The following is a 13,229-nucleotide window of genomic DNA, read 5'->3' as shown; positions in this document are numbered from 1 at the left end:
GGGCTGCTGAATTAGACCAATTAGCCCCGGTGCCATGTCAGGACAATCCAAGGACATGGCGCAGTCTCTCAACGGCCTCATCCGAAGCAAGTCGGGCGAGAATATTGATGGATGCAGCCTCGCCGCTGCCTATGCGCTCGAAAAGGAAATAGCCGCTGTCATCATCCACCTCGTCCCCTGAGGCATCAATTTGCCGCTGTGTAAGCGGCGCTAGAAAAATAGTTCGGTTATCAGCGAGATTTACGGATAGATAAAGTTCGTCCATCTTAGGTTGTTTCCACGCGAGAGCGAATCATGGCTGAACCTAAGAAGACCCACCGCCTAGTTAAGGAACCGCAAATTTCCGCCCGGTTTCTCGCTGACTACATGGCGGCCTCGGATGTACGGCGCAAGACAATTCTCCAGTCATGTAAGTATCCTGCGATCGCACGGGTCATCCAACATAACGAGGCTAAACTGCAGATTGGCAAGTATCTACGCGAAGGTACCAGTGACCCGAATCTGTTACATGCCGAAGCCGCGAAATTACGTGGCAGAATGGCCAGCGACGATTTCGAAAGAGACCTCTTTGACCACAACGCGGACTATTTGGACCGCTTTGCAAAAGTATCTGGAATACTCGATTTACCGGTGGCAGAGCGCCTAGCTCCAGGACAGTGTGCAGCAATTTCCCGTGAAGGCGTAAAGATTACCCCCGACATCTTATTCAGGCTTCGTCGCCTGACGTCGTCTAACAAGGTACGAGTGGGCGTTGCCTCCATCAGGTATGCGAAAGGCAAACCGCTGAAGCAAGATATAGCAGAATGGCAATCAGCCTTTCTCTTTGGCTACATAGGCTTCCTTGACGAAGAGGAAGGTGCCGAGCCAGACAAGAAACTCTGCATTACCATCGACGGGCATAGTGGAGCGTGCTTTGCAGCACCTTCAAATGCCATTACGCGACTCAAGAACATGGATGCCGCCTGCGCGGGCATTGCAGAACGATGGGATAACATTTCCCCACCGAACAACGCTATTCTGTAATGTTTCTCGGAACGGCCGGGCACGAACCCCAACCTTCACGAATCACTATCCGCCGTCCGTCCTCTGGTGAAGAATTCGTCTGGACAATTTGACCTATGCCGGCAGCTTGCGAAGCTTTCTGATTGGGCGGCTGGCGACTTTTATCTTGCCTACCCAATACCCCGGCTTACGCACATGGTTTTTGCCGCGCTTGCGTTCTTCGTAAATTGCGATCAGTTCATCATGTTTGCTCATGAGGGCAATGATACGACCACAAGCCAAAAAAGTCACGAGAAGCCATGCCGTAGCATGGGCGGATAGATGTCACCTCTTCCCGATCTCGTTGCCTTTCGGCGAATCAAAAAGCCCGAGGCGTTTTCACACTTCGGGCTATATCAAGTAAGGCCGAAATACTGCATACACGAAATATTGGTGCCAGATGGGAAAAACATCTCGCCTGAGTCCCCGTTTGAAATGAGGTGGCAGTTCACGATCTCACTTCCAGATGAAGGACCAGCTTGAGTAAAATCAAGTATATATTGAGCACTCAACTTAGGCATCGGTTGCGTATAAGGAATAGTTCAATGCAGCGCTATTGGGTTCAGAGCATGCGTCGCAGCGCCGACAGTGCGCGACGCATGCTCGCAAAGCAGGTCGCAGTAGCACCATTCCTGCCGTGGGACTTGCGGCGTAAGGCAATAGCGTCACACATGAAGACCGCCAGCGCCCAACACTTGGAAGCGCGTTATGCCGCCATTGATTATTGCATGGCAGTTGAAAGACCGCCCCAACGCCAAGGGCAACTTGGCCCAATTTGGCAATTCTGGGCTCAGGGAGTGGAAAAGGCTCCGCCGCTCGTGCAGACGTGCCTTCGTTCGGTCGAAATGAACGCCTGTGGCAGGAAACGCATCGTCCTCACCACTGACACCGTGGGCGACTACCTTGATCTACCTGGTAGAGTTATGGACAGAATCCCCTTCTGGGGTTGGACAAAGTTCTCAAATTTATTGCGATTGATGTTGCTTGCGCGGCACGGCGGAACCTGGATAGACGCTACCGTTCTAATTGACCGTGCCATTCCAACTTGGATTGAAGAGCGCGATTTTTTTGTATTTCGATGGCCCTATGATCCGCGCATACTGGCCACTTGGTTTATGCATGCGAGATCAGAGACGCCCCTAGTGGTCGCGATAAATGCCGCCTACCAGGACTATTGGCTTCGCGCTGAAAAGCCCGGCGACTACTTCATGTTCCACTATTTGTTTGAAGCTGTCGTGCTCTCGCAGCTCAGGCTGAGCAAGCTATGGAAAGATGTGCCGTTCCACAGCGCTGCCACTCCTCATGAGCTGCAGGCGCTACTCGGCCATCCCTTCGAATACGACCTATACCGGAGCATACTGGATCGATCATGGATTCAGAAACTTACCCATAAGTTCGAAACGACGATGCCTAGCAGCGCCCCAACCTTCATTTCGCGCCTGAGCGAGGGCCTCCCCCTGGCGCCACCTCACCTAGAAGGCTAGCCAATCTACGCAACGGGCGTGTAGCTCTCCACGAGTAGCTGCTGAAAGTCTCGTTTAAGCTTCTCTCAAGTGTCTGTACACGAGCCTCGGCGTCAGCGAGATCACTTTGCAATTGATTCTTGTGCCGCCGAAGCTGCTCTTCCTTCGCATCAGCAATCTCCTGCGCTGTAGCCATCTGCTGCTGGATCTGCTCCAGCTTCGCCTCGGTGGCCTTTTGTGCCGCATGCAGATGATCCGATTGCACATCTGCATCGTGCTGCATTTTCTCCAACTGCAAGCGGAAACGCTCGGCGTCGCTCCTCTGCCTAGCGACAAACTCACGAAAAGTCGCGTCCACAAAAGGCATGCGAGGATTATTATCGAGTTCCTCTTTCAACGAAGAAAGGTCTCTCATGGCCTCTTCGTCGTGGGGATTTCGATCAAGCTTGACAACATTCGCCAGTATTTGATCGACAAAACCCGCGATCTCTCCCTCGCTTTGCAAGCTCTCTCCGTACGTCTGATGGTGCCGTAGGTCAGGTCTCAAAAAGGCAGCAATGTTCATTCGCGCCTCGGTTACGGAGATCGGCCACTCAACGTTCAAACACGCGCCAATCCGATTAGACACGCCCTCGAAATCGCTAAGCAGTGCGTCATAAGGCACAAAAACCCGGGCAAGACCACGGGTTTCCGCTTCTGCATCAAGTACGTGTCGCGCCCACATCAACTTTGCGTAATCGGCAGTAATCCCATCGCGAGCACTGAGTGAGGCGGCAACCTCGGTCGAATTCCGGTACGGGATAATGTACCGGAGCTCCACATCGAGCTGATGCGAGGCATCTTTGAATAAAGGCACCAGCCGGCAGATTCTTGGATCCTTCAAGACGAACAGTTGCGAACTGCCAAAGTCCTGCTGGAGGCAAACAGCAATAGCGTCCCTGAAATGAAGATATCCTTCATCCAATGAGCTACAATCGAATTTTCTCCAATCATTCCAACTGCTGCCACCTGCGGATAACAATTGGTCATTTAAATCAGCAAGATGTTGAGGTTCCCAATGTCCCGTCTCATTACCTCGATTAGATCCCATCAGTCGGAGGGGCAAATCGGCTCCCAAGAGACTTAGAACACGAGTTAACGCACTGGTACCAGACCGATGCATTCCGAGCACAACCAGTCCGATGCGCCCCTTCGTATGGGTCGGCTGAGGCTCGCAATGCTCGGCTGGAGTTAAAACGTTGATACTGGACATTCCCACCATTTTCTTGTTTTTTCGTCGATGGAAGCCGTGCACTTTCGTCCGTTTGCCGGAGCCGCTTTTTGCCTGGATCACCGCTGCTGACTGTTAACGGTGATACCGAAGAGGCACGATTGACGCCCTCTTACTCCAGTACCACCGAGCAAATCTCAATAGAATTTCCCCCTCAGGAATGTCTCGACTATTTGCGCTGACTGAGCGGGATCCGCGCCTACGGTGCGCAAATGCAGTTCCGGGCGCTCCGGCGGTTCGTATGGCGAATCGATTCCAGTAAAATGATGAAGTTCGCCAGAAAGGGCCAGCTTGTACAGGCCCTTTGGGTCGCGCTGGATGCACTCCTCAAGAGGAGTGTCGACGAAGATCTCTATAAGCTCACCAGGTTCCATTAAATCTCGAGCGAACTGGCGCCCGGACCGAAATGGGGAAATGCACGCAACGATAACGATCAGCCCGGCTTCCTTCATGAGCTTGGCGACCTCAGCTACGCGGCGAATGTTCTCCACGCGGTCGGCTTCAGCAAAACCGAGATCGCTATTTAGCCCACGCCGAATATTGTCGCCGTCGAGCAAAATCGCATGACGGCCGTCGTCGTTCAAAAGCTTTTTCAGATGGTTGGCAATTGTTGACTTGCCTGCCCCTGAAAGGCCCGTAAACCAAAGCACGGCTGGCTTCTGGTTCATCAACGCCTCAATGTCCATTTGAATCGTGCGCTTACCCAGTTTGGCATTTCGTCGTGCCCGTACATTGATACTGCTATAGCAAATTCAGCGGTCGCTTCTCCGTGACTGAGCGGATCAACGTCAAATGGAAAAGCGGGTCAAAGCATCGTGAAAAACGGCGGTATGTCTCAGATAAAGTTAACCAAGATGGCAATTTTTGTCCTTATTTTGGCATCAAAAGTTAAAGGAAATTAAAAAAAGTGCTTAATACTATTAATAACATAGTGGTAGCGATAACTCGCGTACTTCAACACGGTCAAGGACCATTTTTGGGCTTTATGTTCGCGTCTCAACCAGTGATCAGCTCAATGACGCCCATGTGAACGAACTGCGCGCGGCCGGCTGTCGTCGCATTTGTCCTGACGCCGCTCGAATCATTCACCAACTTATCCTCCTAATGCTGCTGCTATAGCGCAACCTGACTGAAACGTCCGGCGAAGGTTTATCTTCGACCGCAGCTCTCCCCACGCGCCCAATCTGCCCACCCCCAGCTTTAATTCCATAGCCGCGCCCGGTCACCCGGTGTTCGAATTCCCGAATAGGAAGGGTCGATTGCGGCACTACTGCTCGGCTCGCCCCAGGAGCCGCCGACGCCTCATTTCTCTCGATGTCTGGGTAGCTTGGTTGATTCGGTCCTCAACGGAACCATCAGATTCGGCGATCATCTGAGTCGAGAATTTCAGTGTCGTCAACGATATGGCTGCAATTAACTTTCGTTCACTCTGATGCAAACCATCACAAAAGCCACATCCTAAAAGGGATATTGGCCGGAATGAAATGCACGAATTAATTTTTATTGATTCACGGTTTTCCCGCCAACTATCTGGAAAACGCTGCACGCTTGCGAAGCCCGATTTTATCAAGATGGCTGAAAGATTAGCCGTTCCCTGGAGTTCGACTCGCCAATCGCTTTGCCCGATCGAGGGCGGAACGGAGGGAGGATTGACTCCGACGCTTCCGCTCCAATTCCCGTTCTAAAAACTGGTACCAGGGAAGGATTACCTCCGGTTTTTTCGAGTGAGCCATAGCGATCGCCACGCGGTCCAAATATTGCTCAATCCGCTCCGCGGCTACGTGTTCTGGCAAGCGGGGTCCGTCTGACACGGTGCTCTCCTAAGCTAGGTCGATCCCGAAATGACGGCATGGCGGCCTGCAACATGTCGCATCGCATGTTGCATGGATTCGCCGTCATCTCTCGGAAATGCCTGAAAACCAAGGGAATCAGGATGCAACAAGACGCAACATCAAGCCGGCTGTTTTGCCGGCCAATCTGTTACGTAAACAATTGATATCATTGGGGAAAGTCGGTGGAGGCCTCGCCCGGAATCGAACCGGGGTGCAAGGATTTGCAGTCCTCTGCGTAACCACTCCGCCACGAGGCCATCCGAAAGCAATTTGCGTTGTGGTGGCGCGGATTTAGAATGATCCAAAGAAAACCGCAAGAGGCTTATTCTGAATTCTGTCCTTTTTTCATTCCGAAAAGATAATTGCCTGCCGCTCTTGTCGAGGCCATCAATGCCGGTGATCAAACACATTGCGTGCAGGGCGGCAGGTACGTCGCGGATGCGAGTTACATCGGCGGCTCCAGGGTGGCGCAGGGAATGGTTGTACGGCTCGAGGCCGCACAGCCTTTACGCGGCGGCGCGGGAACATTAATAGCCATGCTGAAATTTCGAACAGCACAATGAGAATTCAGACATGTTCCTGCTGCGGTCCGCAACGCCTGCAGACATCCCGCGCAATTATGCGATATGGCGAACCTCCGTCGAAGCCACCCATGACTTTCTCGATGCATCGGACCGGGAAGCGATTGCGAGGATGGTCCTGGAAGACTATCTGCCGAACGCAGAGTTCACGGTGGCGGCGGATGCCAACAATTTGCCGCATGGCTTCCTGGGAGCGACCGGGAACCATATCGATTCGCTCTTCGTACATGCCGACAGCAGAGGCACAGGCTTGGGACGTCTGCTTTTCGACGGCTTCCGTGCCGGAAAGGATGTCGTGACCGTCGACGTGAACGAGCAGAATGCCGGCGCTGTCGGCTTTTACGAGCGACTCGGATTCAGGGTGACAGGACGCGTCGATGTCGACGATCAGGGCCGTCCCTACCCGATTCTTCATTTGCGATGGCAAAGACCGACTGCGCCATGAGATGCAACTGCCAATGAGGTTCCATTCGGATGCTCTGCCGATCATCTTGGATTTTGGCGAACCGGCGGGAATTGAGGACTAAAAGATCACTGCCGGATCGAGGCGCGGCCTCCCGTTCGGAGGCAGGAACTGCCAGCCCATTCAGGTAGGTTATAGAAACCTATGGTAGATGCTAGAATTAGTACTACCGGTTTGTACGCCACCCACGGACCGGACAGTGCCGCGTCCGACGAGACTACGCCCCCAGTAATGTCGTCGGACGCACCATGGCCAAGCGCCCGGCAGCTTCATCGCAACTAAACGCGATTGCCTGACAGGCTCTCACCTTCTCTTCCATAGCGCGATGCGCGTCCCCTATGGGTTTCTCTGTCCGAGAATCGTTTCAATATTCGCGACCCAAAAGAGCCGTGCCTCGGTGCTGCCATCCCTATTACGCGATGATCGTCCGTGCCCGGTCACAGGATTGACCATAGTCATGTCGCTGCGGCTTCCCATCCTTGCCCACCCACCTCAGCACGCGCATTGCCTTTAACACCCGGAGACTTAATGTTTTCCAGGTTCACAGAACGGAAGCCATCCAAGGGGGATGAAAGGGAAGCCGGGATCAGCCACCCCCGCAAATTGCGTCATTTTTGCAACAACGTCGGTTTTCAAGTAGTGCACATATAGTTCCATACCCTTAGTATCTTGCCAAATCACCGAAGCAGGTTCAGGAAATAGTTCGTGGAGCTTATTACTTCACACCTACTGATAGGGAACATGAACGGGATGGGGTTGGGCACGTCGTTTCTCGGCGCGATATCTCATGCCCAATCAAGAAAGATTGGAGTTATTATGAACATCAAGAGCCTTCTTCTCGGCTCCGCTGCTGCGCTTGCAGCAGTATCCGGTGCTCACGCGGCTGACGCTATCGTAGCAGCTGAGCCGGAGCCGCTGGAATACGTCCGTATCTGCGACGCATACGGCGCTGGCTACTTCTTCATCCCGGGTACCGAAACCTGCCTCAAGATCGGCGGCAAGGTTCGTACGGAAGGTGAATGGTACAACGCTTACAATCGCGACAGCCATCAGGGCACGCTGTGGCACACTCGTGCTGAGCTGAACGTCGACACCGCGACCGACACCGAATACGGCCCGCTGAAGACCGAAACCATCGTTCGTTGGGACTGGAACGACGGCGGCTCCACTTCCACCAACCTGCTGTGGTCCTACATCAGCCTCGGTGGCTTCACCGTTGGTAAGAAGGACTCGCAGTACAACCTGTACATGGGTTATGCCGGCGACGTCATCAACGACGACGTGATCTATGACGGCCCGTACGAACTCAACCAGTTGACCTATGAATATGACGGCGGCAACGGCTTCTCGGCTGTGATCTCGCTCGAAGATTCCAACTCTGCCACGACGGGCTCGGCATCCTACGGTGCAAGCTGGTGGACGGACGACAAGACCAATCACTACGCTCCTGACGTTGTTGCCGGTGCTGGCTTCAAGTCTGGCGCATGGGGCTTCAAGGTTGTCGGCGGCTACGACTCGATCGTCGAAGAAGGCGCCATCAAGGCTCGCGTCGATGCTGACTTCGGCGCATTCACGGCCTTCTTGATGGGCGGCTGGAACACCGACGGCGACAAGCTCAACAAGTACGCAGGCACCAACCAGGACGTCTCTGCTTGCACGGCACCGAACGGTACCGTCAATGCTTCGAAGTGCGGCTGGGGTGACTGGGCTGTTTGGGGCGGCGTTGGCGTTCCGTTCAACGACAAGCTGAAGTGGAACCTCCAGCTCGCCTACTCCGACTCGAAGATCTTCGAAGCCACCACGAACCTGAAGTTCAACCCGGTCAAGAACCTCCTGGTCGAGCCGGAACTGACTTACGTTCACTACGACTATGCCCACGACGACACCGTTTCGGGCATCCTGCGTTTCGAACGCAACTTCTAACCTGATCAGACTTGACCTCCGATCAGAGAAGGAAGGGGGCCGGCTTTCCCTGCCGGCCCCCTTTTTTTGTCGGCAACTCCTGAAATTATCAGTTTCCCCTGCGATCAACGCACGAGCGGCAAGGATCTCCAATCGACGAAAAGGGGAACCTAGTCGTCACCGTGGCGTTTAGCCATGAAAGGGACGCGACTGAATATAGGAGTTACCACCTTGAAACACTTCGCTTCATTCGCTTTGAGCGCTGCGCTGGCCGTGGGTGCGGTATTGTGCGCCACCCTGCCCGCAGCCTCCGCGCCACTTGGCGGCCCGTCATCATCGACAGCTTCCAACGTTATTCTGGTGCAGGAGCAGGGAACGCGCAGATATCCGAACGACGATCGCCGAGCCTATTGGCGCGATCGCGATCGTGATCACCGTCATTGGCGCGAGCGCCGCTGGGAGCGTCGTCATTGGGATGACAGATGGCGGGATGACCGTCGCTATCATCATCGTCGCCACGGCGGCGTCATATTCGAGATTCGTCCATAACTCCGCTTTGTCAGCGATCAAGGCGCCGCACCTCCCCGCAAGCACTTGATGCTCAACGAAAGGATCGGCCGCTAAGAGCAGCCCTGAAATGATACGGCCGCTGCCGGAACCCCGGCAGCGGCCGACTAAGCTTAGAACGGAACTTGCGCCAGTTCCGTGCGCCTACCGATTAGCGACAGACGCGTACCCGACGAACGACCCAGCGGCCGTGAACCCGGTGTTTTACCTTCTTCATGTAGCAGTGATGATGATGGTGATGACGATGATGCATCGGAGCGGCCTCGGACGGCGCGCTGACGGCAAAAACCGATGCCACGGCAACTGCAGAAGCAAGAATCAGATTTTTCATGTCGAACCTCTAAAGCATTGGGGGACTATGCTGCGCGGATCGCGCATCTATGTTCATGCGCCGCGTCGCATTAACGACACATGAACATCTTCTCACATTCGTGAGAGCAACCATACCTTGAACTAATTTTCTCAGAAATACCACATATATCCGCCCGAGAGCCGTCGCCGCGAGCCCTCGAAAACCACGGATGTGTCGCGTTGGCACACTCTCATTAGCCCGCTACCAACCGCGATGACGATCGAGACGATGTGCGGCGCAAGATATTGTTATTGCATCGCAAAAATCCTGAACGAGCTATGCTTCAATTTTTAGCCGTTCACCGAACGAAGGGGCAGCAGGCGTCGAACCCGTTCGTCGCGAAGATAGAGACCACCCCATGTGAGGACGCCGAGAAACAAACTTATAAGTTGTGGAGGAGACCCAATTTCTCCGAGGCGGAAATGGGCGCAAATAGCGCCGCCGAAGAAACCGGTCGCAAGGATCGCTCCAAGGACTGCGGTGCGCGGAATTGCATAAAGAACGACGCAGACGAGGATGATTAGGCCAACCGGCGTTGCCAGACCGGCGGGAAAGCCCGTCTCCTCCATCTGTGCGCTAACCAATGATGGTGCAAACAGATTAACGGCCGCATCGGTCGCCAACGCAAGAATCACGATTGCGCTCAGAACCCATCCCAACGCCACTCCTCGACGAAAGTTCGTATTCTCAGCCATCTTATCCCCCAATGCGCCGAATCTGGCCCAGATCCCCAATCGCCCAACGGACTTTCGTGCCTGGCTGACAAGCGGCGGCAATCTGGCACGAACGAGAAAGCGAGGTCAACGAAGATACGGTCATCGAACAGAGCGGACTCCCGCCGGAATCAATATCCCGAGGCATGTGCAATAAAACTGCAAAAATGCGCTGGTATAAGCCCGCCGACATTCATCGAGCTTCAGAACAGCCGACATTGGATCGGGTCATCTGGCGCGTAAGCGCCGACACCTGCTGCAAATGTTCTGTATAAGAAGAGTGGCTCCCCGGGCCGGATTCGAACCGGCGACCTGTCGATTAACAGTCGAATGCTCTACCGCTGAGCTACCAGGGAATGCGCTTGGCGCGGTGTGAGCGGGGTAATACAAATGCTTTCCCGATTTGCCAAGCGGTTTTTTCAAAAAAATCGCATTCTCTTGCATTATTTCCTCGCGCCACCATTTCCTGTGGATGACCGATCAAAGCGAAACGACAGCAAATGCCGATCGAAATGGCCGGAAAACCCGCCGTTTTGGCATTGATCCCTCCACGCGCGAGCTGGTTTTCGGCTCGGTGAGAATTCCCCTGCCCCGATCACGTCTTGCCCGCGTCGGCGTGGGTGTAGCGCTCATTTTCGGTGGCCTGCTCGGCTTTCTGCCGGTGCTCGGCTTCTGGATGCTGCCACTGGGCTTCATCGTGCTCTCGCACGACATGCCGATGGTTCGCCGCTGGCGCCGCCGCTTCGCCGTATGGTGGACGCGAAAACGCCGCCCGGCAAACTGAGCTTCCCTCTTATCCCGCGCGAACAGGGCGAGCCGGATTGCCGACAACGGTCGCACCGGGCGCGACATCTCTGGTCACGACCGTGCCGGCGCCGATGATCGCGCCATCGCCGATCGTGACGCCTCCGACGAGGATCACCCCTCCACCGATCCACACGCTTTTGCCGATCGTCACTGGCCGGGCGACTTCCAGACCCGCTCCGCGCAATTCGGCATCCTTATGGTGCTCAGCACAATAGATATGGACGCCCGGCCCGAGCATGCTGCCATCGCCGATACGGACGCTTGCGCTATCGAGGATCGTACAGCCGGCGTTCATGTAGACCCGGCGGCCGAGCGAAATATTGATACCATAGGAGCAGTGAAACGGCGCCTCGATGAAGACGCTCTCGCCGATGTCAGCAAAGAGCGCAGACAAAGCTGGCGCGAGATTGCCGCGTTGGGAGGGCGGCATTGTATTATGTGCATGCACAGCCTCGCGCGCCTGCCAGCGCAAGGCGTCGAGTTCCGGATCGAAACAGCAGTACCACTCCCCCGCCGCCATTTTCTGCCGCTCGCTGAGACCCATATTTTCATTCCCTCCAATGCCGTCCGAACGTCCCGCCGACAATCTTGCAACATCGCTCCGGGCACAGGCAAGGAAGGCGCATCATGTCTTTTTAGCCGATCAACAATCTATGGGCGAACCTGTTCGACCCACATCTCTTGACTAGCAAAATCTCAAATGTACGATCCTGCAAGGAGCGCTCCTCTGCAAAGCCGCTAGCCTTGTGAAAAAGCCCGTCAATGCGGGATTCTTGCCCTCAACAAACTGTCACACAGCTTGTCTATAACCCGCGCTACCGCGGACTTGCGCAAGACCACCGGTTCCAAGCTTTCAAAAGGAAATAAGATTATGTCGAAACTTAAAAGTTACATTTCTGCCGCCGCTGCTGGCGTCATGAGCGTCGCTTTGGCGATGCCGGCTGCCGCTGCTCCGGTCAAGTTCGATTTCTGGTTTGGCCTGTCGGGCGACCTGCAGCGCGTCGTTGAGACCATGTGCAAGAACTTCAACGATTCCCAGAAGGATTACGAAGTTTCCTGCGTCAGCCAGGGCAACTACGACGCCGCTCTGCAGAACACGATTGCCGCCTTCCGCGCCGGCAAGCAGCCGACGATCGTTCAGGTCTATGACGTCGGTACGGCAACGATGATGCTTTCGGGCGCCTACTATCCGGTCAACAAGCTGATGGCAGAGAACGGCTACAAGGTCGACTGGAACAACTATTTCCCGGGTATTGCCCGCTACTACGCCACATCAAAGGGCGAACTGCTTTCCTTCCCCTTCAACTCTTCGACCGCCCTGCTCTACTGGAACAAGGACGCCTTCGCGAAGATTGGCAAGACTGCCGCTCCGAAGACCTGGGAAGAAGCTGCCGAAGACATGAAGGCGCTGAAGGGCGCCGGCTATGATTGCCCGATGGCAATCAACATCTCCGGCAACGAAAGCTGGCAGCTGATGGAGCAGTTCTCTGCTATCCACGACCAGCCGGTTGCCACGAAGAACAACGGCTATGACGGCCTCGACGCTCGTCTGACCGTCAACAAGACCAAGTTCGTCAAGTACGTCACCGACCTCAAGAGCTGGTACGACCAGGGCCTCATCAAGATCAAGTCCAAGGACCTCGGTCAGGACATGGTTCAGGCCTTCGCTTCGGGCGATTGCCAAATGATCATGACCTCGGTCGGCGACCATGGCACTGTCACCAAGACCCAGAAGGCTGGCATGAACTGGGATGTTGCCGAACTCCCGGTCTACGCTGGCACCGAGCGCAAGAATTCGCTCGTCGGCGGCGCTTCGCTCTGGGTTCTCTCGGGCAAGTCCTCTGACGAGTACAAGGGCGCTGCTGCGTTCCTGAACTTCATCGCCAAGCCGGAAACCGCTCTCTTCTGGTCGACCAACACCGGCTACATCCCGGTTACGAAGTCCGGCTTCGAATTCATGAAGTCCTCCGGCTTCTACGACAAGGCTCCTTATAAGGGCCGCGAAGTCGCCATCGCCAGCTTGACCGCTTCCGAGCCGACCCCGATCACCCGCGGCGTCCGCCTCGGCAGCTTCACGCAGATCCGCGCTGAATTCGGCAACCAGATGCAGGCCATCTTCGCCAACAAGGTCAGCGCCCAGGAAGGCATCGACAATCTCGTCAAGAACGGCGACGCTGTCCTCGAGCGTTTCGAAGCCACCTACAAGGGCAAGCAGCTGCCGTAAGCCGCACAGCTCAT

Annotated in this window: 12 protein-coding genes, 2 tRNA genes and 1 pseudogene; 7 read left to right on the top strand and 8 right to left on the bottom strand. The window is 55.1% G+C overall.

Features of this window, described 5'->3' with window-relative positions; all coding sequences use genetic code 11:
* Positions 1-37: 37 nt before the first annotated feature.
* Positions 38-265: a hypothetical protein gene (locus GA0061100_RS09395; protein WP_075852407.1), complete on the bottom strand. Its 228-nt coding sequence runs from the start codon at positions 263-265 to the stop codon at positions 38-40.
* 29 nt (positions 266-294) lie between these two features.
* On the opposite strand from GA0061100_RS09395, the gene GA0061100_RS09390 reads away from it, so the two are divergent.
* A complete protein-coding gene (locus tag GA0061100_RS09390; RefSeq protein ID WP_075852406.1) occupies positions 295-1,023 on the top strand; it encodes a hypothetical protein in 729 nt (242 codons plus the stop codon).
* A gap of 563 nt (positions 1,024-1,586) precedes the next feature.
* Positions 1,587-2,525, top strand: coding sequence for a capsular polysaccharide synthesis protein (locus GA0061100_RS09385; protein WP_075852405.1), 939 nt, complete (start codon positions 1,587-1,589; stop codon positions 2,523-2,525).
* Here GA0061100_RS09385 and GA0061100_RS09380 read toward each other — a convergent pair.
* The 3 genes and pseudogenes from GA0061100_RS09380 to GA0061100_RS09370 all read right to left on the bottom strand — a co-directional run bounded on the left by GA0061100_RS09380 (position 2,470) and on the right by GA0061100_RS09370 (position 5,863).
* Positions 2,470-3,756, bottom strand: coding sequence for a hypothetical protein (locus tag GA0061100_RS09380; RefSeq protein WP_143525398.1), 1,287 nt, complete (start codon positions 3,754-3,756; stop codon positions 2,470-2,472). The two genes, GA0061100_RS09385 and GA0061100_RS09380, sit on opposite strands and share 56 nt — an antisense overlap.
* A gap of 155 nt (positions 3,757-3,911) precedes the next feature.
* Positions 3,912-4,448 (bottom strand): annotated as a pseudogene (gene cysC, locus GA0061100_RS09375) (adenylyl-sulfate kinase); the annotation flags it as partial.
* 1,341 nt (positions 4,449-5,789) lie between these two features.
* Positions 5,790-5,863: transfer RNA gene (locus tag GA0061100_RS09370), tRNA-Cys, on the bottom strand.
* Positions 5,864-6,179: 316 nt separating this feature from the next.
* Here GA0061100_RS09370 and GA0061100_RS09365 point away from each other — a divergent pair.
* From GA0061100_RS09365 to GA0061100_RS09355, 3 genes are all read left to right on the top strand, one after another.
* Positions 6,180-6,632: an acetyltransferase gene (locus GA0061100_RS09365; RefSeq protein WP_075852402.1), complete on the top strand. Its 453-nt coding sequence runs from the start codon at positions 6,180-6,182 to the stop codon at positions 6,630-6,632.
* Positions 6,633-7,466: 834 nt separating this feature from the next.
* On the top strand, positions 7,467-8,573 hold the full coding sequence (locus GA0061100_RS09360) for a porin (RefSeq protein ID WP_075852401.1): 1,107 nt from the start codon (positions 7,467-7,469) through the stop codon (positions 8,571-8,573).
* 210 nt (positions 8,574-8,783) lie between these two features.
* Positions 8,784-9,101 (top strand): hypothetical protein, encoded by a 318-nt coding sequence (locus GA0061100_RS09355; RefSeq protein WP_075852400.1) that lies wholly within the window; start codon positions 8,784-8,786, stop codon positions 9,099-9,101.
* 169 nt (positions 9,102-9,270) lie between these two features.
* On the opposite strand, the gene GA0061100_RS09350 is transcribed toward GA0061100_RS09355, so the two are convergent.
* The 3 genes from GA0061100_RS09350 to GA0061100_RS09340 all read right to left on the bottom strand — a co-directional run bounded on the left by GA0061100_RS09350 (position 9,271) and on the right by GA0061100_RS09340 (position 10,540).
* Positions 9,271-9,450, bottom strand: a complete 180-nt coding sequence (locus GA0061100_RS09350) for a hypothetical protein (RefSeq protein ID WP_075852399.1) — start codon at positions 9,448-9,450, stop codon at positions 9,271-9,273.
* Positions 9,451-9,761: 311 nt separating this feature from the next.
* Positions 9,762-10,166 carry a DoxX family protein gene (locus GA0061100_RS09345; protein ID WP_075852653.1) on the bottom strand — a complete coding sequence of 135 codons (405 nt, stop codon included), beginning with the start codon at positions 10,164-10,166 and terminating at the stop codon, positions 9,762-9,764.
* 299 nt (positions 10,167-10,465) lie between these two features.
* Positions 10,466-10,540 (bottom strand) — tRNA-Asn (locus GA0061100_RS09340).
* Positions 10,541-10,656: 116 nt separating this feature from the next.
* Here GA0061100_RS09340 and GA0061100_RS09335 point away from each other — a divergent pair.
* Positions 10,657-10,968: a hypothetical protein gene (locus tag GA0061100_RS09335; protein ID WP_075852652.1), complete on the top strand. Its 312-nt coding sequence runs from the start codon at positions 10,657-10,659 to the stop codon at positions 10,966-10,968.
* Between the two features lie 9 nt (positions 10,969-10,977).
* Here the strand turns inward: GA0061100_RS09335 and GA0061100_RS09330 are convergent, their stop codons facing one another.
* A complete protein-coding gene (locus GA0061100_RS09330; protein WP_075852398.1) occupies positions 10,978-11,535 on the bottom strand; it encodes a sugar O-acetyltransferase in 558 nt (185 codons plus the stop codon).
* Positions 11,536-11,862: 327 nt separating this feature from the next.
* Between GA0061100_RS09330 and GA0061100_RS09325 the strand changes: the two genes are divergently transcribed.
* Entirely contained in the window at positions 11,863-13,215 is a 1,353-nt protein-coding gene (locus GA0061100_RS09325) for an extracellular solute-binding protein (RefSeq protein WP_075852397.1), read from the top strand.
* Positions 13,216-13,229: the final 14 nt, after the last annotated feature.

The organism is Martinezella hainanensis (assembly GCF_900094555.1).
GTDB lineage: Bacteria > Pseudomonadota > Alphaproteobacteria > Rhizobiales > Rhizobiaceae > Rhizobium > Rhizobium hainanense.
Note: the sequence above shows the minus strand (reverse complement) of the source record. Positions and strands in the feature narration are given on the sequence as shown.

Bases quoted from the DNA above. Each gene is read 5' to 3' on its own strand.
- GA0061100_RS09390 (WP_075852406.1), top strand. From the start codon at position 295: ATGGCTGAACCTAAGAAGACCCACCGCCTAGTTAAGGAACCGCAAATT.
- GA0061100_RS09395 (WP_075852407.1), bottom strand. From the start codon at position 265: ATGGACGAACTTTATCTATCCGTAAATCTCGCTGATAACCGAACTATT.
- GA0061100_RS09365 (WP_075852402.1), top strand. From the start codon at position 6,180: ATGTTCCTGCTGCGGTCCGCAACGCCTGCAGACATCCCGCGCAATTAT.
- GA0061100_RS09385 (WP_075852405.1), top strand. From the start codon at position 1,587: ATGCAGCGCTATTGGGTTCAGAGCATGCGTCGCAGCGCCGACAGTGCG.
- GA0061100_RS09345 (WP_075852653.1), bottom strand. From the start codon at position 10,166: ATGGCTGAGAATACGAACTTTCGTCGAGGAGTGGCGTTGGGATGGGTT.
- GA0061100_RS09325 (WP_075852397.1), top strand. From the start codon at position 11,863: ATGTCGAAACTTAAAAGTTACATTTCTGCCGCCGCTGCTGGCGTCATG.
- GA0061100_RS09350 (WP_075852399.1), bottom strand. From the start codon at position 9,450: ATGAAAAATCTGATTCTTGCTTCTGCAGTTGCCGTGGCATCGGTTTTT.
- GA0061100_RS09360 (WP_075852401.1), top strand. From the start codon at position 7,467: ATGAACATCAAGAGCCTTCTTCTCGGCTCCGCTGCTGCGCTTGCAGCA.
- GA0061100_RS09380 (WP_143525398.1), bottom strand. From the start codon at position 3,756: ATGTCCAGTATCAACGTTTTAACTCCAGCCGAGCATTGCGAGCCTCAG.
- GA0061100_RS09335 (WP_075852652.1), top strand. From the start codon at position 10,657: ATGACCGATCAAAGCGAAACGACAGCAAATGCCGATCGAAATGGCCGG.
- GA0061100_RS09330 (WP_075852398.1), bottom strand. From the start codon at position 11,535: ATGGGTCTCAGCGAGCGGCAGAAAATGGCGGCGGGGGAGTGGTACTGC.